The sequence below is a fragment of the Ancylomarina subtilis genome, from assembly GCF_004217115.1.
In the GTDB taxonomy this organism is placed as follows: Bacteria; Bacteroidota; Bacteroidia; order Bacteroidales; family Marinifilaceae; genus Ancylomarina; species Ancylomarina subtilis.
The window spans coordinates 149,637-172,464 of record NZ_SHKN01000001.1; the positions used below are offsets into that span (position 1 = coordinate 149,637).

At 37.6% G+C, this 22,828-nt stretch carries 12 protein-coding genes and 3 tRNA genes; 7 read left to right on the forward strand and 8 right to left on the reverse strand.

Going from position 1 to position 22,828, the window contains the following annotated elements; all coding sequences use genetic code 11:
* Positions 1-7 precede the first annotated feature (7 nt).
* The 6 genes from EV201_RS00550 to EV201_RS00575 form a co-directional block, all read right to left on the reverse strand.
* Complete coding sequence (locus tag EV201_RS00550) at positions 8-1,027, reverse strand: PEGA domain-containing protein (RefSeq protein WP_165389550.1); 1,020 nt, start codon at positions 1,025-1,027, stop codon at positions 8-10.
* A gap of 166 nt (positions 1,028-1,193) precedes the next feature.
* Positions 1,194-2,867 (reverse strand): RagB/SusD family nutrient uptake outer membrane protein, encoded by a 1,674-nt coding sequence (locus tag EV201_RS00555; protein ID WP_130305460.1) that lies wholly within the window; start codon positions 2,865-2,867, stop codon positions 1,194-1,196.
* A 134-nt stretch (positions 2,868-3,001) separates the two neighbouring features.
* Positions 3,002-6,091, reverse strand: coding sequence for a SusC/RagA family TonB-linked outer membrane protein (locus tag EV201_RS00560; protein WP_165389551.1), 3,090 nt, complete (start codon positions 6,089-6,091; stop codon positions 3,002-3,004).
* A gap of 454 nt (positions 6,092-6,545) precedes the next feature.
* Entirely contained in the window at positions 6,546-9,182 is a 2,637-nt protein-coding gene (locus EV201_RS00565) for a two-component regulator propeller domain-containing protein (RefSeq protein WP_165389552.1), read from the reverse strand.
* Positions 9,183-9,611: 429 nt separating this feature from the next.
* Positions 9,612-11,858, reverse strand: a complete 2,247-nt coding sequence (locus EV201_RS00570) for a spermine/spermidine synthase domain-containing protein (RefSeq protein ID WP_130305463.1) — start codon at positions 11,856-11,858, stop codon at positions 9,612-9,614.
* A gap of 211 nt (positions 11,859-12,069) precedes the next feature.
* The gene (locus tag EV201_RS00575) at positions 12,070-13,083 is read right to left on the reverse strand and encodes an aldose epimerase family protein (protein ID WP_130305464.1); all 1,014 of its coding nucleotides are present in this window, start codon (positions 13,081-13,083) and stop codon (positions 12,070-12,072) included.
* 230 nt (positions 13,084-13,313) lie between these two features.
* Between EV201_RS00575 and EV201_RS00580 the strand changes: the two genes are divergently transcribed.
* The 4 genes from EV201_RS00580 (at position 13,314) to EV201_RS00595 (ending at position 18,420) form a co-directional block, all read left to right on the forward strand.
* Entirely contained in the window at positions 13,314-14,327 is a 1,014-nt protein-coding gene (locus EV201_RS00580; protein ID WP_130305465.1) for a GntR family transcriptional regulator, read from the forward strand.
* Positions 14,328-14,459: 132 nt separating this feature from the next.
* Entirely contained in the window at positions 14,460-15,614 is a 1,155-nt protein-coding gene (locus tag EV201_RS00585; RefSeq protein WP_130305466.1) for a galactokinase, read from the forward strand.
* 9 nt (positions 15,615-15,623) lie between these two features.
* Positions 15,624-16,676, forward strand: coding sequence for a UDP-glucose--hexose-1-phosphate uridylyltransferase (locus tag EV201_RS00590; protein ID WP_130305467.1), 1,053 nt, complete (start codon positions 15,624-15,626; stop codon positions 16,674-16,676).
* An 82-nt stretch (positions 16,677-16,758) separates the two neighbouring features.
* The gene (locus EV201_RS00595) at positions 16,759-18,420 is read left to right on the forward strand and encodes a sodium/sugar symporter (protein ID WP_130305468.1); all 1,662 of its coding nucleotides are present in this window, start codon (positions 16,759-16,761) and stop codon (positions 18,418-18,420) included.
* Positions 18,421-18,647: 227 nt separating this feature from the next.
* Here EV201_RS00595 and EV201_RS00600 read toward each other — a convergent pair whose 3' ends face one another.
* Positions 18,648-21,128 (reverse strand): AsmA family protein, encoded by a 2,481-nt coding sequence (locus EV201_RS00600; protein ID WP_130305469.1) that lies wholly within the window; start codon positions 21,126-21,128, stop codon positions 18,648-18,650.
* A gap of 281 nt (positions 21,129-21,409) precedes the next feature.
* On the opposite strand from EV201_RS00600, the gene EV201_RS00605 reads away from it, so the two are divergent.
* The 3 genes from EV201_RS00605 to EV201_RS00615 all read left to right on the forward strand — a co-directional run bounded on the left by EV201_RS00605 (position 21,410) and on the right by EV201_RS00615 (position 21,834).
* A tRNA-Arg gene (locus tag EV201_RS00605) sits at positions 21,410-21,483 on the forward strand.
* Between the two features lie 81 nt (positions 21,484-21,564).
* A tRNA-Arg gene (locus tag EV201_RS00610) sits at positions 21,565-21,638 on the forward strand.
* 122 nt (positions 21,639-21,760) lie between these two features.
* Positions 21,761-21,834: transfer RNA gene (locus tag EV201_RS00615), tRNA-Arg, on the forward strand.
* Between the two features lie 40 nt (positions 21,835-21,874).
* Here EV201_RS00615 and EV201_RS00620 read toward each other — a convergent pair.
* A complete protein-coding gene (locus tag EV201_RS00620; RefSeq protein WP_130305470.1) occupies positions 21,875-22,828 on the reverse strand; it encodes a glycosyltransferase family 2 protein in 954 nt (317 codons plus the stop codon).

A 22,828-nucleotide genomic window follows, 5' to 3' on the forward strand; every position in this document is an offset into this window, starting at 1 on the left:
TGCGGGGTTATTTAACTGCTAAATCTCTAACATTATATTTTAATAAAGTCTCTGGTCCAATACCAACATATTCATGAGGTCTGTTTAAATGTTTTACGCGCCCCGCTATAATATCTTCGTACCAAGCCAACCAAGGGTATTTGTATTTATATGTTTCGGCACTGTGAATTACTAATCCTTGACTATTTTTTTCAGGAAGTTCTGACCCTAAATTTTGATAAAAACCTTCGCCTACAGTATGAAGCCATTCATGACACCATACACCTGGATCATTATTTTTATACCATTGCAATCGGTCATAGACACTATTGCTTCTATAATCGTCGAATTTTACAATCACATAACCTGCCTTAATATCAAGAGCTAGAGGATCGAGCCATGCTAAGCCAAAAAAGTTAGCCGCCATCTGACAGTCTCCATCTTTTTCTCTATAAAAGCAAAAGACGGCATCGTAATCACCAGGCTTAATTTCAGGTTTTAAAGAGGCTATTGTCGAAGGATCAATTAGTAAGCCTGAATTGGATTCATCAAGATTTAAAATTTCTGGGTAGTCTTCTCTAACAAGCTCCCATTTAGTCGTGTTGTATGAGAATTTTTCAAAATGTTCCTTAATACTCCAACAAAAATAATCGTAGGCCTGATCTAGTTCTTCTTTGCTATATGACGATGTACAATCGTCGTGAGCGACTGTCTCAACACCTATCCATAGGGCTTTCCATTTCTTAGGTTCAGGTTGATCCGATTCGGTTAAATTAATCGAAGTGACTTCGTCGGTAATTTCAATTTCTGTTCTTAAATAAGTTCGGGTCTCATCCATCGCTACACCAATAACATGAGTTCCGTTAGGGAGAAAAACTTCTTTGGGTGTTTTGGATCCTATGTATTTACCATCGATATATATATATCCTTCGTATGGACTTGTGATGCTAATTTTGGGAGAACTAATTTCGGTTTTTTCATCATCAGAATTGCATCTGAAAAAACAGAAAGCCAAAATACATAGTGAGTATAAAATATTTAATTTCATTTTTACGTGGTTTTTCGCAAATGATGTTATTCGTTTTTCATTCTGACACCCAAGTCTTTCAATAGAAATAAAGAAAGACTCAAGTGTCATCATGAATTCAATTGCAAATTCTCGTCAGTGTTGTGTTTTATCAGAGTTATTATATCGAATTATCAAACTTTGTTTTCTACCAACCAGGGTTTTGTTCTAAATGAGTAATATCTATTTCAGCTTGTGGAATAGGCCATAGGTAATGTTTGTTGGTATCAAAAACACGAGTTCCCCACGAAAGGGTCACATTTTCACCAGAATCAGGATCAATGTAGCTTAAACCTTCAGGTACACCTGGCATTACATTTTCTGCAATTTTCCACCTTCTGATATCCATTAGACGCAAACCTTCGAATGCTAATTCCACTCTTCTTTCACGTCTGACAATCTCTCGCAATTCAGTCTGAGTCTTGCCTGAAGCGATTATTGGCATGTTAACATCGGCACGTTGGCGGATTTCGTTAATGGCATCGTATACCGATTGATCGATATCATTAGCTTCAATCTTAGCTTCGGCATAGGTTAAAAGAACCTCGGCATATCTAATTAGAATGTAATGGATAGAGCCGTTCCAATAATCACCATTATCAACATCATCTTCGGAAATGTATTTTAACCAGTTGTAGCCCGTGCCTGTCTTGTTCCATTGGCCACTTGTATTGTCTGTTAAGTCGTCGCCGGCTACGATAGTTTTTCCAGGGTAAGTGGCTCCTGGAATGGTATTGAATACGCCATATCTCCAGTCATGACCGGGATAAAGAATGGAATAAGTTAAACGCGGGTCACGGTTTGCATAAGGGTCATTAGCATCAAACAAAGCCGATTCTGCGATTGTCTTTCCATCGGTACATTCGTAACTGTCTACCAGAGACTGTAAAGGACAACCACTACTCCAACCGCCTACTGAGTTAGGGCCGTAGTTTTGCATAGTGAAATTCCATTGTTTCTCTTTTAGCTCCTGAAGGTCAAATATTACCTCAGAATTCCCTATGCCTTCGTAGGTAAACATTTTGCCATAGCTGGGATAAATGGTATAAACACCAAGATCCATCACTTCTTTGGCTGCTGTGGCTGCTTCAGCCCATCTTTCCTGATATAAAAGGATACGAGCCTTGAACGATAAAGCAGCACCTTTAGTAATGCGCCCCACATCCTCACTTGAGTAAGATGTAGGTAAATCGCTGGCCAATATTGTTAATTGGTTCACAAGATCATTAAGAATGGTCGTTTTGTCGGTTCTTTTGCACGCTTCAGAAGCGATCTTTTCACCATCGGTATCAATAGCAGGAGTTGTCTCCTCTGGAGAAATACTAGAGGTTAGATAAGGGACATCGCCAAACAAATACACTAAGTCGAAATAGAAATAGGCTCTAAGAAATTTGGCTTCGGCCAATAAACGTGCTTTATAATCTTCATTAATATCGGTAACGCCATCGGCACCTTCCAATATTCTATTTACTCTTTGAATTCCTCTGTAACGTTCCATCCAACGGCTTTCTACATACCAGTCGTAAGATGAAGCAGTGCCATCAGCTAATCGATATCCAGCATTCCAGGAGTGATGATCCAATGCATTATCGGTTATAGCTTCAATTCGAAGCAAATCGGTTGAGTAACCGTAATCTGTTCCCCAGTTGTTAAAGCCTATAGATGCATAAGCCGCATTAACAGCATACACTAAATCTTTTTCTTGTTTGAAGAAATTTGCAGAGGATACTTGATCACTCGGTGTGCGTTCCAAAAAATCATCGCTACAGCCTGTCAAAATCGACAATAAAGCGATAGCTATTAGTAATATATTTTTGTTCATAATTTTAAAATTAGATATGAGTATGAAGACATGAGGTATCAGATGATTTACAGCTGAGCTTATAAGTTGTGTTAAATAATTATTCGTCAGTGAAAACCTCTCATGCTCGTTTCATATGTGTGTTGCTTAAATCATTAAAATCTCACTTGCACACCCAATGTGTATGTTGATACAGGAGGGTAATAATTTGGGCGACCATCATAAGTTTCTGGGTCTAAACCAGACTCGACATCAGTAATTGTAAACAAGTTAGTACCACCAGCATAAATGCGAAGCTTGTCCAGTTTTAATTTCTCAAGTATTGGTTTCGAAAATGAATAACCAATCTGTAAGTTCTTTAATCTAAGATAAGAGGCATCGCGTATCCAGTAATCGCTATACAGGTAGTTGTTCTTGTTTGAGGCTGCCTGTAATCTTGGGAAAGTTGCATCCGTATTTTCAGGAGTCCAACGATCTAATACTCTTTTTGTTGTGAAAATCTCATAAGCAGGACCTTCGTTAGGAGCGCCATAGAAATAGTTTTCAGCTTTGGCTACACCTTGAAGGAAAGCAGAGAAATCGAAGCCTTTGTATTCTGCTGTCAGGTTAATCCCGTAGCTGTAATGTGGAATTGATGAGCCAATTACCTTACGGTCTTCGTCGTTGATTTCGCCATCGCCATTCTGATCGACTAACTTGATATCACCAGGTCTTAGTTCTGACTGATTAGGCTGAGTGGCGTGCTCGTCAATTTCTGCTTGTGTTTGAAATAATCCGTCAGATTCATATCCATAAAAGGCATTTAATGATTCGCCCTCTTTTTGTATGGTCCAACCGTTAATAACAGGTTCGCTTCCTGCGAAATCAATTAATTCGTTTTTAACATCTGATATGTTGAAGCCTATTGAATACTTAAAGTCGTTAATCGTGTTACGGTGAGTAATTGCAAGTTCCCAACCCGTATTTCTCAATTGACCCGCATTGATTTCCGAGGCATCTAAACCCGTTAGGTAGGAGATAGGTAAAATCATCAACACATCTTTGGTGTCTTTTTGGTACCAATCGGCTACAATCTCTATTTTATTATCAAGTAATGATAAATCAAAACCCAGGTCAATCATTTCACTTGTTTCCCATTTGATATCCGTATTGGCATAGTACCATTGTGCATATCCATTGACCTCATTATCATTAAAATTATAAGGGAAATCGGCATAAACTGTTGAACTAAATTTGTAGTAGCCAATGTTCTGATTTCCTAGTTGTCCCCAGCTGCCTCGTAGTTTTAGGTTGTTTACGATTCCAAGAGAATTCATAAAATCTTCCTCGGTTACTCTCCAACCTGCCGAAAATGAAGGGAACACACCCCATTTATTACCTTTGGAAAAACGAGACGACCCATCGTATCGAACATTAGCTTCGAGTAAATATTTGCCTTTGAAAGCGTAGTTAACACGACCCAAATAAGACATCAATGCCCAATCTTCCTGATAACCACTATTGGTTTGTCCTTCGGCATCACCTGTATTAAGTTCTGCAAAATCATCGCTGTAAAGATTGTTTCGATACCCTTCTAAGCTGTATGCAGTGTACTCTGTCGCTTCTGCCCCTGTTAATACATGAATGTCATGATCGCCAATTGTTTTTTTGTAATCGAGTAAGGCTCTTAAATTGATTTCCTGATTGCTCCAACGGCCATCCCAGAGTTTGCTTGGTGTCCATTTTTGAATGACTTTATCAGGATCTTCGGGATCTCTGAAATCGTAGGCAACCTGGTAGTTTTTGTACTTTTTATTGCTCGTTTTATAAGAAACATCCGTTTTAAGAGTAAGGCCTGATAGTAGCTCAAGATCTGCTCCTACTTTAAGGTTAAGATTCTCTGTTACTGATTCATTCTTTCCACTAACTTCAAGACATGCCAAGGCATTGGTGTTGTCTTTATTTAAGCCGTACACCCCATTGGGGTATTTTAATACTGTAACAGGAGAGGTTCCCACCATTGCCGAAATGGCAGATCCAAGTCTGTTTGGCTTTTCGTTATCACGACGATTGTATGAAAGATCTGCGCGTACTTTAAAATTGTCCTTTACCTGAAAGTCGGTATTCAATCTTAAACCATATTTTTTCGAATTTACATTCTTCAACATACCATCCTGATCCATATGGTTTAGGGATAAAGCAAATTTCGATTTTTCGCTACCACCACTAATCCGAAGCGATTGGTTAAAAATCGGAGCGTTATCAAAGAGTTCTTCGAAAAGATTGATGTAAGGGTAATTAATTGGGTCATCTCCAGCAACTGTTTTCTGGATATAATCATCTGAGTATTTAGGGTCTAATCCTGCATTAACTAAGGCCTCGTTAACCAGGTTTAAATAATCTTCAGCCCCTACAAGCTCAGGAAGAGTAGCAGGAGTTTGCCAGCCGTAATAGCCATTGTATTCCACTTTGAAATCTCCTGCTAAACCGCGTTTTGTTGTAATTAAAATAACACCGTTAGCTGCTTTAGCTCCATATATGGCTGATGCAGCAGCGTCTTTAAGCATCGAGATGCTTTCAATGTCATTAGAGTTTACATCATTTATCGACATTTCTATCCCATCGATAAGCACTAAAGGATAAGTCCCCGATGATATTGAGCCGATACCTCTAAAATTAATATTGAGGTTCTCTTCACCTGGTATACCGCCTCGGTCGATAATAGTAACACCTGTTGATACACCTTGTAAAGCCTGACGAACATCAGTCATTGGTTTTTTCACCATCTCATCGCCCTTTACAGACGTGATTGAACCCGTAAGATTGGCTTTTTTCTGAGTGCCGTAACCCACGACGACAACTTCGTCCAGTCCCATCGTATCTTCCAGCAGGGTAATATCAATTGTTGTGTTGTCTGTTATTACAATCTCTTGATTTAAGAAACCAATGAAACTGAAAACCAGCACCGAATTTTCTGGTGCCATTATTTTAAAATTTCCGTTGATGTCTGTTGTTGTACCTGTTGTCGTACCTTTAATAAGGATGTTGACACCGACGATACTGACACCATTTTTGTCCAGAACCTGGCCCTGAATCTCTTTGTTCGGGTCTTGTTGTACGGCTGTTTCCGTGTTGCGGTAATTAATGGATGCTGATGCTGGAGTGGTAGTTAGTAGGGATGCCACAATGCACAAGCCTGTTATCCATGAAGAACGTTGTTTTAGAAGGCTGCGCTGCCTAGCTAATTTTTTCGAAATTTCTTTCATCAGATTTAGGTTAGTTAAGAAATAATTTATCGTCATTCAGATCTGGATATTGGGTGAATTCTTAGGTATTTTCTTTTGTTTTTTTATTATCCGGAAGGGAAAAATAAAAGACATGAATTCCAATCCACTCTTGAATGAACATCCCAAATCAAGGGAAATACGGGAGGTTTAAACTGTACAGAATGACCAAAATTCTATACAAAATGACCAATTGGGATAAAAAATCTAGTTTTTAATAGATGTGAGGGGCCTTTTTGTTTTTTCTTGAATCTGAGGTGTTAAATGGGATCGGATTTTTACTAAAATCTGTTGTTTTGGGGGAACAAAAGAAGCAGCTTTCCGACATTATCATTTGGATACTTCTGTTAAAAGATGAGGCTGAGGATCAGATTGTGAAGCAAAGCGGGGTGGTTTAAATCGATTTTTGATTTAGGAGTTACCGATAATGTTTTTGTTATTCAGCAATAGCATATATACTATCGTAGTGCTCTTTGTATTCCGAAGGGGCTATGCCATACTGTTGCTTAAAGCAGCGCGTAAAATAGGAGGGCGTGTTAAACCCCACTTCATAAGCAATTTCATTCACACTTAAATTAGGTGTGATAAGCATTTGAGTTGATTTCTGGAGTCTGATGAATCGAATTAATTCGTTAGGAGACAGGTCTGTAATGGTTTTGAGCTTTCGATAGAAATTTGATTTGCTCATTTGCATACTTAAGTAAAGCTCGCTTACTCCAAAAGAAGTATTTGAAAGGTTTTCTTCAATAATTTTGATGGCCTTTTGCATAAAATCATCGCACATCCATTCATTATAAATTTTGTCTTCGGGTGTCTCGATCAGTGAGCAACTTTCACTTTCTTCAATAGGATTTGGAGTTTGTTTCCGTTTAAAGAATATGATAATTGTACCCGTTAAGCTGACAATTAGGAGTAGCCACCAGTTTAGGCCCGATTTATTTGAATTTTCAATATCGAAATTAATCGTTTGATAAGACTTGTTAAAAAGACCATCAGCATTTACAGCACTTATATTTATTGTGTAAGAACCTTTTTTCAGATCAGAAAAATCAAGTATGGCATTGTTTTGAGCAATCAAGTGCCATACCGAATCGGGATGCGAAAATCTATAGGCAATACTATTATCATCCTGATGGTTAAACGAGTAATTATTCACTTGAAATACGGCCGGATTTTTCAAACTGTCTCTCTCTACTTCAAATGCTGCTGGGGGTAGATATTCACCAGGAAATGGCCTGATGGATACAAGGCCATCATTACTGCCCCAATAGAATTCATCTTGTGATGTTTGCAATATTTTTCCATGATTAAAACTGTTGGCTTTTGCTCCTCCAGTGATTTGATAAGTCGAAAAAATCTTGCTTTCAGGCTTGAATTGATAGATTCCCATACGTGAGCCCAGCCAGAGGTTTCCTTGTTGGTCTTCCTTTATAGAAGTGAATTCGATAACTTTTTGGGGAGGATTATAAAAAACAGGTGTTTTGTTTTCGTTCTCGATAAATGCCAATCCTTTTGATGTGGGAACCCAAATGCCTTGATTCTTTGAAAGGAGAATGTCAGAAACTTCTGTTTCGAGCTTGATCTGAGTCTGATTAAAAAATAGTGACATGTCATCTGATACAATCCACTTGTTGTTTAAAGAGTCCATCTTAATATTTATCGAAGGGCGGCTGTCTATTATCTCTGTGTGTTTGGTTTTGAAATCGTATTTAAAAGTTCCTTTGGCAGAACTAATGTACAGTTGATTGTTGAAATGCTTTAGTGAATAGATGTAATCCATTTTTTCTAAACCAGCCTTTGAAGAATAGATTTGCCCTGACAGTCTAATCTGATTGAAGTTTCTTGGCGGGTATTTGGCTACAATAATACCATGATATCTGGTACCAATATAGAGGTTGTTTTTATTTTGTAATAAAGCTTCAATATAGAGCGTGTCCATATTTTGATTCAGGATTTTAACCGGAACTAATTCTTTTTTTTCTTTGTTGAGCAGATATAAGCCTTTGCCTGAAGTCCCAACCCAAATTTTACCATCTTCACTTTGAGTGAGAGCATTGATATATCCTGCTTCAGGATTGTGAGGCTGTGATTTGTTTTTATACTTATTATACGTGATTTTTTTTCGGTCAATTCGATCAAGACCAGCACGGGTGGTTCCTATCCAAATGACACCTGAATGATCTTTGAATAGAACATTGATGTGTGCATCAAAGTAATCGTTAAATATTTTATTATCCTGCCCGATGTAATCTTTTAAAGCAAATTTTTCATTTTTATGATACACTTGTTGGATAAACTGACCATGGGTTCCCAGAAGTAGTTCGTCTTGCGGAGAAATATCAAGGGATGAGAACGTGCCTGAAATAACATGTTTAGCTCTGTCTTTGGAACCAAGCCAAAGTCCCTTTTCACTTAAAATAACGGGTGTTCCGTCACGTTGAAAGCGTATGGCTTTTATTGATTCATTCGTAAGAGTTGCAAAAAACTGGCTAAGTTCAAGTTTATCCACTTTTAAATTGGCTTCCCATATTCCATTGTTATTGGTTCCTAGCAGAATTTTATTGTCCGGAGATAGCTGTTTACAACTGATGGGCCTTTCGTGAACTTTTTGCCCACTATGGGTTTGTGTGTTGTACTCATAAATCCCTTTTAAACTACAGATAAAAGTTTTTTTCTTGATTCGAAAAAGGGCAGTGGCAGGTGAATTCTCATTTTCGGGCAAGAGAATTTTTGTGAAAGTTTTTTCTGTAATTGAAAAGATATAATTCCCTTTGTTTGTCCCCAATAGGAGCTGATTGGTATTAATTTGATCAATAAAAACGATGGTGTTCGAAGCTAGTGAATCCGAGTTTTTAAAACTGATGAATTTGCTACCATCATATAAGCTTAATCCCTCAAGGCATCCGATCCATATACGGCCCACTGAGTCTTGAAATATTGAGAGGATTGTATTGTTTGCAATACCGTGTTCTGTTGTGTATTTGTGAAAATTCTGAAAATGCTGATCAGCCTGCAGTTTTGAGCTACAGATAAGGAGAAGTAAGAAGATAGAAGTTAGAAATGCTTTTATCATTGTATTGTTTGCATTAAAACTTAAAGATAGAAAAATAAGAGATGTTCCCAATCTACCAAATTGAAAGAACATCATCTTACTTTACGAACCTAAATTTAAAAAACTATTTTATGGTATTTTACCCATATCAAGCTTCATCGTAAAGCAAGTGAAATTAGGTGTTTTTGACTAGTACAAAATGACCAGAATTACAAACAGAATGACCAAATGGCCTTTAAATGCTGGGATATTAGATGTTAGTCTGTTTTGTTGTTTTATGATGCCATTTTATAATCATGTTTTTGATTTAATTCGATTGAGAGTGTGTTATGATCGTTTAAAATAGAGATGGAAGTTTAATTTTGGTGCCAATATCCCAACCGTTTTCTTATAAATATGAAAAAAAATCCCAACCGTATTGATTGGGATTTTATTGTTTGTGTTATAAAATTAGGCTTCAGTTTTGAGAGGTTTACGCAAAAGGAGATAGGCTATCAGATAGAAGAAGATGGCAAGAGTTAATCCACTTGAAAAGCCGTAATTGAAAACAGGTATTAGAACCAATGTGCTTCCAATAACCGATGCGGCTCCATTAATGGCAAATCCCCAATCGATAAGTTCACCTGTTTTTGCACTTCCTTTTACAAATGGCATTCCCATAAAGAAACCCAGAGGCGCAATTAGTATACAAGTGACGATGATACGCCACATAATACCCAATTCTGTTAGCGATGTTGTGATATATGGGAATATTAATATTTCAGCAAGCAGCCATAAACCTGTAAACAGGAAGGGTGTATGTTGTTTAAATTTAGGACTCATTAAACTGCCAAACCCAGAACTGGCAAGGAGGATAAACAATATGGTCATAAAGGTGTAAGAAGAGGATCCAATAAAAAGGGTATACTTCTGAATTAAAACAACCTCAACAGCCATAAAAGCAATACCAATGGTGAAAAAATAAAACCAACCTGCTGCTTTGAGTTTGGCTCCTTTTTTGACGTAGGGCAACAGATTAAGTGGTAATATCAGGATGATAACAATAGAGAGAATAACCAGTAAGATCACCTTGGAAAGGGGAAATCCCTGAAATTCGTAAGGCAGAAGTCGTGTTTTTACTTTTTCAAGAGAAAGATTTTTCATCATGCCCAGTTGTGCAGTAAAGGGTTTGTTATCGTAGCATGGTGAGATATTGGTTCTTGATTTAGCTTGTTGTTTTTGCCATCCATTTGTCACAATTTGATTAACCATATTTTCTTTTACTGAATCAACAGCAGGGTACAATTGTCTATAGTACGGATACATTTCCTTATTTGATTCATAAACGGCATTCTGAATTAGCTCTTTACTCAAAGGCTGTTTTCCCATTAGAATCAGATGACGGCGCATGGTAGGCAAATGATACACTGCTAAATGAGAAGCAGGATCTTTTACGCCTTCGCGTTCAAGTGCTTCAAGTACTTCGGAAACCATTCGTGGTACATAAAACTGATGCTCCATTAATAAATATCCTTTAGGGGATAGGGCTTTGTAATAATCCTGGAAAGCTTCCGTTGTAAAAAGATAATTTTCAGCTAAGGCAAAGGACCCTGAAGCCAGAGCTGCAAAGGTGTTGGAGCTTAGGGAATAGATCACGTCGAAATGATTGTCGAAACGACGAACATAGGAACGTGCATCTTCGCTAACCACTTTTACGCGAGGATCGTTGTAGAGGTTGCCAGTAAATTCTTTGAGGAAGCCTTTGGTCATCATCTTGTTGATAAAAGGATTGACTTCAACCGCGTGCACCTCTGTTGCGCCATCTTGTAGAGCTTGTAGCACATCGCCGCCAGCTCCGGCACCCAGCGATAGAAATCGGCATGAATCGAATTGTGTTGTTAGATTAGTGGCGGGAATAGAGAATGGAATTTTAAGGGAATCGGGACGTTCCCAATTACCATCGAATTTAATTACAGGCGAATTGGCTGCATCATCAATATTTAAACCCCAGTTGTTATCATCGTATTTAAATACTTTTAGTCGGGCCATGGCATCCCAATGGGTATAAATCACTTCGGCACGTTCTTTTTTAGGTCGTGTTAGCAGTTCAGAGCTATAGGGTAAAGCGCCAAAAGTGGAAATAAGAAGTAGGATAGGAATGATTTTGAACCATCTGGAAATAAAAATTAATGCCGAAAGAAGTACGGGTAGGGTGATCATCAGTGCGGCTTTGTCGGTGCCCATTGTATTCATTAACAAGACTGAGAAAACGACGCCCAATGCAGCACCTATTAGGTCCGCCATGTATAGACGAGGCATGTCATTGTGTGTTTTTCTAAAGATGCTACTCAGGATAATACCACCTGTGAAGAAGGAGGAACCTAAAATAAGAATGGTGGCAAGTAGTTTGATGATCATCCAATTATTACTCAGTAATTGAGTGAAATCAAGTTGCAAATGTAGAACCAGTGGGGGACCAAGCAGCATGAGTCCTGCTGTTAGACTTAATAAACCACCGTAATTATTGATGTTTGTGAGCCATTTACTCATGCGTAAGCTTAATGCACCGAGTCCTAAGCCCAGAATACTAACACTCAGTATGAGGAAAGCAAAGGTGTAAAAATATTCAGCAGAGAAAATTCTCGACCAGATAATCTCCATGGAGATTAAGGCCAGCGACAAGAGAAAGACAATTAGATTTTTACTTGTGAGTTTCATTGATTTGTAAATTAATAGAGTTTGGGTTAATTAGACCTTTAAGTTAACAATAAATAGGCCTAGTTGCGTATTAATCTAATAATCAATTTTTTTGTTTAAAAGAGTAGCTGCTTGTTATGGCAATTTGTGTTCGGATATGGATGATTTGTTGTTCATAATCGGACGATTTTTGTCATTAATAGTCGATTTATCTTGTCTGATTGTGTTTATATTAAAAATGAAATTGGTATCGGGTTTGGTGTTCATACACTTCACCCGGATGAATAAGTCCATGTGGGAAATTGGTTTGATTTGGCGCATCGGGGAAGTCTTGAGTTTCGAGAGCGATGCCTGAAAAGGGGCCAAATTTATCATTCCTCTCTACATTAATGAACTTGCCTGTGTAAACCTGTAGTCCTGCAAAATCGGTAGATATATCCATTCTGATATTCGATTTTTCTTCGTAGAGTTCTGCAACTTTCATTAGAGTTTCGCCCTCTGTTTTTAAGACGTAGCAGTCGTCATAATTCTCAATTATTGCTATATCTCTATTGAGTTTCTTTTTAGAGTTAAAATCGTAAGTTGAATTTTTTACTTCTGCAAAATTCCCGGTAGGAATGAGTTCGTAATTGGTTTCAATAATCTTATCAGAATCAATTTGTAGCTCATGATTTAGGATGTTTTCTTTGCCTCCTGTAAAGTTGAAATAAGTATGTGAGGTTAAATTTATGGGGCAAGTTTTGTCGCAAGTTGCCGAATAATAAATGGCTAATTCATTGTCATTATTTAGCTCATAGATCACATTAATTTTCATATTTCCCGGAAAGTTCTGATCCCCATCCTTGCTATGTAGACTAAGCTGTAATTTTGATTCACTGAGTATTTCTGCCTCCCAAATTTGTTTGTCGAAACCTGAATGTCCACCGTGCAATAAATGCTTGCCGTGGTTGGTTGGTAATTGGATTCCTTTACCAGCTATAGTCACCTTTCCCTGATTGATTCGATTTGCAAATCGACCTATGATCGCTCCGAAATAGGGATAGTCTTTCAAATAGACTTCAGATTGATAGTCTTCCAAAGAATCGAAACCCAAAACAACTTCTCGATCTTCCGATTTTAAAGGAAGTTTTAGTGAGGTCAGAATAGCCCCATAGTTTGTGATTTTTGCGCACACACCATTTTTATTTGTAATTACAAATAGTTTAACCGTTGGGTTTGTTTGGCTGAATGCTTGGGTTTGAATCATCTGTGTGAATGCTTTGTTTTGGTTATTAGAATCTTATCTTTGGATAGAATTCTATTTTTTCTTTTCAATTTTAAATGCCGAAATTAGAAGAAATTATTTCACAATCAAAGATGTTACTTAAATTATTGTTCTCGTACTGGTGGCTACCTGTTGTTAAAGTGTTATATTTGTATGTTCTAGTATTATTTTAAGTATTTCATCCCATTTATCTGGGATTATAAACGCATTTTATGTTGAATCAAATTTTTAAAATTTCTTCCGATTCCGGTATTCCTAAATATAAGCAATTAATCAACTCATTACTGGAGGCTATTGAGACAGGTGTCATACAAAAGGCTGATCGCTTACCTTCAATTAATGCAATCTGTAAGGAATTCGCACTATCGAGGGATACGGTTTTAGTTGCTTTTAACGAACTCAAAGCACGTGGAGTCATATCATCTGTTCCGGGTAAGGGCTATTATGTGGAGAGTACGGTCACTCAATTTAAGCATAAAATTTTCCTTTTATTCGATGAATTGAATGCTTTTAAAGAAGTACTTTATAATTCTTTTCTTGAGAGTTTAAAAGGGCAGGCTGTTGTCGATATCTATTTCCATCATTTTAACAGACAGGTGTTTAAGGATTTGATTGAAGCAAGTAGTGGTGCTTATACCTCTTATGTAATAATGCCTGCAAAGTTTAACGACGCCTATTCAATTCTTAAACAGTTGCCTGAGGATAAGGTTTATATTCTCGATCAAACGAATGCAAGCCTGAAAAAACATTATCCATCCGTTCATCAAAATTTTGAAAAAGATATATTTTCAGCTTTAAATTTTGGTTCGAAAGAACTTGAAAAATATCAGAAACTTTTTCTCGTTTTTCCAGGAGGGAAAGAGCCTCTGGGGCAAATGAAAGGTTTTCAGAAATTTTGTGAACAGAATAAGGATAAATGGGCTAGTGAAGTTATTTCAAGCTTGGATAATCATCGAATTAATAAGGGGGAAGTTTATATCGTACCCTCTGATAGGGATTTGGTTTCTCTAGTGAAAGCTGCAAAGCTTAATAAACTGAATTTGGGAATCGATTTGGGTATTATCTCCTATAATGATACTCCGCTTAAGGAGGTCGTCGCTGATGGAATAACAACGATATCAACAGATTTTGCTGCTATGGGTGAGCATTTGGCAAATATGGTTTTAAATAAAGAAAACCTGCAATTAGAAAATCAGTCCTCTTTAATTAGAAGAAAATCATTATAAATTGTTGTCAGATATTTAGGCGGGTCTTAGGATCCGCTTTTTTTGTTTTTAAACTTAAGTTGCTCAGATTTGGATGTGTATAAAATATAATTAACTTTGCCTACCAGTACCAACCAGTATGATTTTTAACAGATGGATATTAAGAAATTAAAAGAGCAGTTTTTCAACCTTTATGGTAAAGGTGACTGCAAAATATATTTTGCTCCGGGTCGGGTAAACTTGATAGGAGAGCATGTTGATTATAACGGAGGGCGAGTTTTTCCTTGTGCTTTGAGTTATGGCACTTATCTTATCGTTCGCGAAAGAGAAGATGATTCCATCTTTTTTGCCAGCGAAAATTTTGAATACAAAATCCGAATCACGACAGATCAGATTCTAAGGGGAAACGATGAATGGGTGAAATATCCCATGGGAGTGATTGACCAATTTCAACAGAAAGGTGTTAGAGCCAAAGGGATGGAACTCTTGTTTGCAGGAAATATACCTAATGGGGCAGGTTTGTCGTCTTCGGCTTCTGTGGAGTTAGTGATGGCTGTAGCATTTAATGAGCTGACTCAATTGAACCTAAATCAAGTTGAACTCGTGAAAATGTCACAAAGGGCAGAGAATGAATTTGTGGGTGTTAATTGTGGTATAATGGATCAGTTCGCTATTGGAATGGGCGTGAAAAATCATGCTTTAGCTCTGAATTGTGATACACTGGAATATGATTTAGTCCCTCTTGATATGGATGGCTATAAACTGGTGATCGGGAACACCAACAAGCAAAGGGGCTTGGCCGATTCGAAATATAATGAACGTCGTTCTGAGTGTGATCAGGCTGTTGAGTTACTTCGAAAAGAAAAAGAAATTAACTTCCTATGTGAACTTACAGAATCTGAATTCGAGAATTTGAAACATTTGATTGGAGACGAGACTCTTTTGAAAAGAGCGAAGCATGTTGTTAGTGAACACGGACGGGTGACCAAAGCCGTTCTCTGTTTAATTGATAAAGATATGGTCCGTTTCGGTCAGTTTATGAATGCTTCTCACGATTCTCTTCGTGATGATTACGAGGTGACTGGCGTTGAGCTGGATACCATGGTTGAAGAAGCCAGGAAGATTGATGGCGTTTTAGGTTCTCGCATGACAGGAGCTGGATTTGGAGGGTGTACAGTTAGCTTGGTGAAAGAAGAAGTTGTGGACTCGTTTATTAAGACGGTGGGTGAGAATTACAAAAATAAAGTTGGTTTGGATGCCGATTTTTATGTTGCTGAAATTGGTGATGGTGCCAGAAGATTGGAATAAAAGATGAAAATGAACAAATTTAATATGGAGGATCATCCTCATCGAAGATACAACCCTTTAACGAGCGAGTGGGTCTTGGTTTCTCCTCATCGGGCGAAGCGTCCCTGGCAGGGACAGGTTGAAAAAGTTTCAGAAGAACAACGTCCTGAGCATGATCCTAATTGCTATTTGTGTGCCGGTAATGAGCGTATTGGTGGTGAAATAAATCCAAATTACAGAGATACTTTTGTTTTTACTAATGATTTTGCGGCATTAAATATTGATGCTCCAGCCGGTGAGGTGCAAGATGATGACTTATTCAAAGCTAAAAGTGAGCAGGGGATTTGTCGAGTGATTTGTTTTTCCCCCCGACATGATTTAACCATTCCTCAAATGGACGTTTCAGCTGTTAAAAAAGTTGTGGATTTATGGCAAGAGCAATATCTGGAGCTTGGCAACCGATCAGAAATCAACTACGTGCAAATATTCGAAAATAAAGGTTCTGTGATGGGATGCAGTAATCCACATCCTCATGGTCAGATTTGGGCGCAATCTTCTGTGCCTGATGAGCCAGCAAAGGAGTCTGTGCGTTTTAAAGCTTATTTTGAAAAGCATTCCAGGACTTTATTGGGTGACTATCTTGAAAAGGAATTGCAGAAAAAAGAGCGAATCTTAATCGAAAACGATCACTTTGTGGCTTTGGTTCCTTACTGGGCAACCTGGCCTTTTGAAACCATGATTGTTTCGAAACGAGCTATACAGCATTTGGGACAGATGGATGAGAATGAGAAAGAGGCCTTAGCAGCCATTTATCGGGATTTAACGATACGATACGATAATTTATTTGAGGTGTCTTTCCCTTATTCTGCAGGTATTCATCAAGCGCCAACTGATGGTATAGAGCATCCGGAATGGCATTTGCATATGCATTTTTATCCTCCTTTATTGCGATCGGCAACGGTTAAGAAATTTATGGTAGGATACGAAATGCTGGGCAACCCTCAACGCGATATTACGCCCGAAACTAGTGCTGAAAGATTAAGATCTTTATCAGCTCTTCATTATAAACAAAACTTGATTTAGGAAAGTTTGCTGTAAATGTTAAATTTATAGATCAGTAAAAGAGTAGATTTCAGTCAAAAATAAACATTCAAAATAAGAAGGTATGAATAATACATTTTCATTTTTAGATTACGCGATTTTCATCATCTATGGAATCGTCATTATTGGCGTCGGTTTATGGGTCTCCCGCGACAAAGAGGGGCACCAAAAGAATGCTGATGATTATTTTTTAGCAAGTAAATCTTTACCGTGGTGGGCTATTGGAGCCTCGCTGATTGCTGCTAATATATCGGCGGAACAGTTCATAGGTATGTCGGGGTCTGGTTTTGCTATTGGTTTAGCTATTGCTTCATACGAATGGATGGCAGCGATTACTCTAATTATTGTTGGGAAATATTTCTTGCCGATTTTTATCGAAAAAGGTTTGTATACCATTCCTGAGTTTGTTGAAAAACGTTATTCAACCAATCTGAAAACCATTCTAGCTGTTTTTTGGTTGGGGCTCTATATTTTTGTGAATCTAACCTCAGTCCTTTATCTTGGTGCTTTAGCTATGGAGACCATTATGGGAATTCCCATGATTTATGGCATTTTTGGTTTGGCACTTTTTGCCGCGAGCTATTCTCTCTACGGAGGACTTTCGGCTGTGGCCTGGACTGATGTTATTCAAGTTGTTTTCTTAACCCTTGGAGGTTTGGTTACAACTTATCTGGCATTGAATCACATTTCAGGAGGCGAAGGCGTTTGGAAAGGTTTTCAACATATCTACGAAGCTGCTCCGGATAGTTTCCATATGATTTTAGATAAGGCACATGCTCAATATGTCAACCTTCCTGGAATTGGTGTTTTGATTGGTGGTATGTGGGTGGCAAACCTTTATTACTGGGGTTTTAATCAGTACATTATTCAAAGAACGCTTGCTGCAAAATCATTGAGAGAATCGCAAAGAGGAATCGTATTTGCTGGGGTTTTAAAATTGATTATTCCTTTGATTGTTGTTATACCGGGTATTGCAGCCTATGTAATGGTTAATGATCCATCCATTTTGGCTCGTTTGGGTGATGCCGCTCAAAACAGTACGCCTACTATGGAGGCTGCAGATAGGGCATATCCCTGGTTATTACAATTTTTGCCTAGTGGGCTTAAAGGCGTTGCTTTTGCGGCTTTGGCTGCTGCCATTGTTTCTTCATTGGCATCTATGTTGAATTCAACTTCAACTATTTTTACAATGGATATTTATAAGCCTTATTTCGATCCCAAAGCATCTGATAAAAAAACGGTAAATGTGGGTAGACTTTCAGCTGCAGTAGCATTGATTATTGCCTGCATGATTGCACCTTTTTTGAGTGGTTTAGATCAGGCTTTTCAGTACATTCAGGAATATACAGGAATGGTTAGTCCAGGAATATTAGCTGTATTTATCTTAGGTCTTTTCTGGAAAAAAGCAACCAATAAGGCAGCTATATGGGGAGCTGTACTTTCGATTCCAGTGGCTTTATTCTTTAAAATTGCACCTAAGGGTTGGGTTGCAGGAACTTCTATCGAAGGTATTTTCCCTAATTTACCTTTCCTTGATCAGATGGGACTGACTTTTCTGATTTCAATCTTATTTATTGTTGTTTTGAGTTATATCCAAAACAGGGGTGTTGATGATTCAAAAGGTATTGTGATTACCCGGGAAACTTTTAAAACAGGTAAAGCCTTCAATATTGTGTCTTATGCCATCATTATTGTTTTGGTTGCATTATATGCTTTGTTCTGGTAAACAATTTTAAATTGAATAGGTATCTAATATGTAGCAAAAAGGAATATTTCTTGGCTGGCTATTCCTTCAGGCATATCTCTAAATGCTTATTCAATTGATATATGAAAAGGTGGATTCTTAATTGGATCCACCTTTTTTTGTCAACCTATTTCAGGATGAGACATTATAAAAGAAAAAGGGGCTGATCCCAGAGAGGAATCAGCCCTTGTTTTATTATTTATAGTTGCTTAGAAAAGCTTTTTGAATAAATCCTTTGCTTTCTTTTCCAGTTCTTTTTTACTTTTCTTTTTTAGCTCTTTTAAAGCAGCATCTTTAGCCTGTTTAATGGCTTTGCTTAGGTCTAAGTTTACCTTAGGATCCTTAGTCGTCCCCGTAATTTTAACAGAAACATCCAGTTTGTCAATGGTTTTGTTTCCTGGTATTTTGTCAAGGAATTTAGTCACATCACTCCCCAATTCTTCTTTAGGTAGTTTCATGTCCATGGTGAAGTTTAGTTTCCCATCAACCGATTGTGTACCGTATATGGTTGCCTGATGACCTGCAATTTTTGTGTTGAATGGTTTCACAATGATATTTCCGTTTGTAACAACAAAATCCATATCGAATTTAGAAACGGAGATACGTTTGTATTTATCATTTTTCAGAGCCTTAGCTAATGCGATAAAAGCCTTACTATCTTTAATGATGATACCTCTTGAGTGGAATGCACCTTTACCGTTTAAAGTATTCGTTACAGGTTTCATCTGCTCATTTAACTGAGATCTAATCTTTAAATCAGAAGATACTTTTCCTTCGCAGTTTAGTGCCATAGGAATCATTTCCTTAACCATACTTAAAGACTCGTAAGTCGATTTGATATCAAAATCCTTCACATCTAAACCAAAATCGAAGTTTGGCTTTTTGATATCCTTTGTGCTGTAAGAGCCATTCATGGTCATTTGCCCTTTAAGCATGTTCATCGAAAGGTTGGTTAGCTTTGCAACTGAATTTTTAACGACGATTAAACCCTTAACATCTTGAATCAGCATTTTATCAAACTTGATTTTTTGCATGTTTGCAATAAATTTGATATCCAAATCAGCTGGAACAGCAATTACAGACATTGGAATGGTATCAGTCGTTTTTGCAGTGGTAGTTTCTTCTTCGGTCATGAACTCATTTAAGTCGAAGCTTTTTGAATTCATAGTGAAGTTCCCCTTGAGTGTTTTCCCTTTTAGGGCATAAGGAATGTAATTTTCAAGTCGACCTTTTAATTGTACATCAGACTTCCCAATACGTGAATCGAACGAGTTTAATCTGATAAACTGAGGTGTAAAGCTCAATACCGAACTGACGATGCGAATACCCTGTGGGAAATCAGGAGTGGTGAATTCAAAGTCCTTAAGCTTTAAATCACCTTTAGCCATAAACTTTTCGTATTCTTCCTTTTCAATTGCTGATAAACGACCATTGAAACTGATATCAGAAGTGACAACTCCTGCAATTTTAATGCTATCCATAGGAATGGCGTGGCGAATCTTAGCAAAATCGATAACACCTTTACACAATCCACTAATTTCAGGATCGCTCATTGGTGTTTTTATATGAATCTCAGCATCAATAGGGTTGTTGGCTACTTCAAAATGGAAGGCATTTACATCGGTAACAAGAGCATCCAAATCACCACCCGGGTGGTTGACTTCTGCATCAATCTTAATATTATTAATGGTTTCCGGTAGATCAGGGTATTTGATATTGCCATCAGCCACTTTAAGTTCCGCACCAAAAGCAGGCATATGATTCTCTCTGTACTCCCCTTTAACAAAAGCATTCAAAACCAGGTTTCCTGACGTTTCCAAACCTTTAACGTCTTTCATAAAAGCTTCAGGAACCATAGATAATAAGGATTTGAAATCCGTCTTTTTGGCATCCAGTTTTAAATCCATTTTATAAGCATCTTCGAGCATTGCAAAATTACCCGTCATGCCAAATTCCAAATCGTTTAGAGTCAGTTTGTTTTCCTTGAAATTAAAAATCATATTCTCTAAATCAGCACCTAAAACAGCCTCTAAGCCCAGTGTTGCCTCATTCAGGTATTTGATCCCTTCAAGATCGAAAGTGATTCCAGTTGCCTTAGAATTAAGATTCAAGTTGGTTTCTTTAGCTGAGAAATCACCGTTCAGATTTAAGTTTAAATCATCAAGTAGTAGATTTGCTTTTAGTGTGGCATCGTGATATTCTAAAGCGAAATTTTCTACACGTACTTCTTCGAATATAATTTTGAAGTCAGAAGCTTCGGTGCTTTTTTCTTCTACGACGACTTCTTTGCTTTCAGCTTTAGAAATATCCCAGTTGGCTTTACCTGATTCATGAACTAAAGCATTTACCTTTGTTTGGGCTAATACGATGGCGCCAACATTAAGTTGTTTGCCTGAAATGGCAGAACCCAAATCAACTGCCGTATATAAACTACCCACATAGGCTAAGGTGTCATTTTCAAATTCACCCTTACCAACGACAGAAATGCCTTGTATTTCAACGAATAATTTGGGGAAACTTTTAAACATAGATAAGCTAACATCTGCAATCTCAATTTTTGCATCTACAGCTTTATCCATTTCTACTTTCACACGATCCAGAATCTGATCTTTGAAAAGGTAGGGGAGTAGAGCCAATAGTAGTATCAGAACTAGAATTATTCCTCCAAAGATTTTTAAGAATTTCTTCATTTCAGTAATTTTATATTTACAAAGTTGATTTAACAAAAGGGGAAAATGTTTCAAATACTAAAATTAGGCTTTTTTAGCTTTAGAACAATTTACCTGCTCATGTTTTAATGAAATTTAAGCATAAAAGCCTTCAAATTAAAAGTCTTTAAAATTTTTTCGTTTTGTATACGGTTTAGATTCAGCTTCGTATAATAGATAAAGGGGTTTGTGCGTTTTTTTACAGTAAAAATGCTTGCAGCATTAGAAAAAAAAGCCTTATATTTGCATCGCAATTAAGAAAAGGACGTGTAGCATAACTGGATAGTGCACCTCGTTACGGCCGAGGAGGTTGGGGGTTCGAATCCCTCCATGTTCACAGAAAGGGCTTATACAGATAACGATTTGTATAATTGAAATCAGAAGAAAATCCGTAATTCTGATTGAAAAATAATATAATGGACGTGTAGCATAACTGGATAGTGCACCTCGTTACGGCCGAGGAGGTTGGGGGTTCGAATCCCTCCATGTTCACTTAATGATGATTGAATTTCCCACCAAGTAGGAGGGATGAGAACCCAAAGGGGTTCGTAATAGATTCATGACGAACGTAGTGAGGAATTATCCCACCATGTTCACAATTTGAAAAACATACTGGACGCGTAGCATAACTGGATAGTGCACCTCGTTACGGCCGAGGAGGTTGGGGGTTCGAATCCCTCCGTGTTCACAGAAAACTCACTAGGAAACTAGTGAGTTTTTTTTGTTTTTTATTGGTCAGTTTCATTATGATTACACGAAACGATATTTTTAATTTTAAAGGGTCTTTTTTGTTGAGCTTCGTAATAAGTTCGCATTTGTATTTCAGAAATGATACCAATGGTAATGAGTTGAATGCCACCAACGACTAATAATAGTCCCAATATTAATATGGGTTTTCCCCAGATATCTTCTCCCATCAACTTTAGAACGAGGAGGTAAAGATTAATAATGGCTCCCACTGAGAAGATTAGAATGCCGGTACCCCCAAAAATATGCATAGGTTTTTGCATGTATCGGGTTAAGAATACCATAAAAATAAGATCGCTTAAGACTTTGAATGTTCTGAATATATTGTACTTGGATTTACCAAATTTTCGGGCATGATGTTTTACAGGCATTTGCGTAATACTTGCGCCATTAAAACTTGCAAGAATTGGTATAAACCGGTGTAATTCGCCGTAAAGGCCTAAATCTTTTGCAATTTCATTTTTATAAAGCTTAAGCGTACAACCATAGTCTTTGATGTTTACCTGTGTGAGTAAGCGAATGAGATAATTGGCAATCTTGCTGGGAATCAATCGTAAGAATAAACCATCCTTTCGTCTATTTCGGATCCCTGCCACAAGATCCCAATCATCTGCTTCTGCTAATTGTAACATTTGGGGTATATCTGAAGGGTCATTTTGTAAATCGCCATCCAATGTGACAATGTATTTTCCGGTGGCGACGGAGATTCCTGCTGCTAATGCTGAGCTTTGTCCATAGTTCTTTCTAAGTTGAACCATTGTAAAGCGTTCGTCGTTAATTTGTAGAATCTTGTGCCTGGTGGAATCTGTTGAGCCATCGTCAACAAAAATGACATCAAAGGGATAACCGTTTAAAGCCTCAATAATTTTTTCGCTTAAAGGCTTAATATTTAGTTCCTCGTTGTAAACACAAATAACCAGACTGAGCTTTTTCAT

What these genes read in the sequence shown, in the direction of transcription:
- EV201_RS00580 (WP_130305465.1), top strand. Translation starts at nt 13,314, where the DNA reads ATGTTGAATCAAATTTTTAAAATTTCTTCCGATTCCGGTATTCCTAAA.
- EV201_RS00570 (WP_130305463.1), bottom strand. Translation starts at nt 11,858, where the DNA reads ATGAAACTCACAAGTAAAAATCTAATTGTCTTTCTCTTGTCGCTGGCC.
- EV201_RS00550 (WP_165389550.1), bottom strand. Translation starts at nt 1,027, where the DNA reads ATGAAATTAAATATTTTATACTCACTATGTATTTTGGCTTTCTGTTTT.
- EV201_RS00620 (WP_130305470.1), bottom strand. Translation starts at nt 22,828, where the DNA reads ATGAAAAAGCTCAGTCTGGTTATTTGTGTTTACAACGAGGAACTAAAT.
- EV201_RS00565 (WP_165389552.1), bottom strand. Translation starts at nt 9,182, where the DNA reads ATGATAAAAGCATTTCTAACTTCTATCTTCTTACTTCTCCTTATCTGT.
- EV201_RS00555 (WP_130305460.1), bottom strand. Translation starts at nt 2,867, where the DNA reads ATGAACAAAAATATATTACTAATAGCTATCGCTTTATTGTCGATTTTG.
- EV201_RS00560 (WP_165389551.1), bottom strand. Translation starts at nt 6,091, where the DNA reads ATGAAAGAAATTTCGAAAAAATTAGCTAGGCAGCGCAGCCTTCTAAAA.
- EV201_RS00585 (WP_130305466.1), top strand. Translation starts at nt 14,460, where the DNA reads ATGGATATTAAGAAATTAAAAGAGCAGTTTTTCAACCTTTATGGTAAA.
- EV201_RS00575 (WP_130305464.1), bottom strand. Translation starts at nt 13,083, where the DNA reads ATGATTCAAACCCAAGCATTCAGCCAAACAAACCCAACGGTTAAACTA.
- EV201_RS00590 (WP_130305467.1), top strand. Translation starts at nt 15,624, where the DNA reads ATGAACAAATTTAATATGGAGGATCATCCTCATCGAAGATACAACCCT.
- EV201_RS00600 (WP_130305469.1), bottom strand. Translation starts at nt 21,128, where the DNA reads ATGAAGAAATTCTTAAAAATCTTTGGAGGAATAATTCTAGTTCTGATA.
- EV201_RS00595 (WP_130305468.1), top strand. Translation starts at nt 16,759, where the DNA reads ATGAATAATACATTTTCATTTTTAGATTACGCGATTTTCATCATCTAT.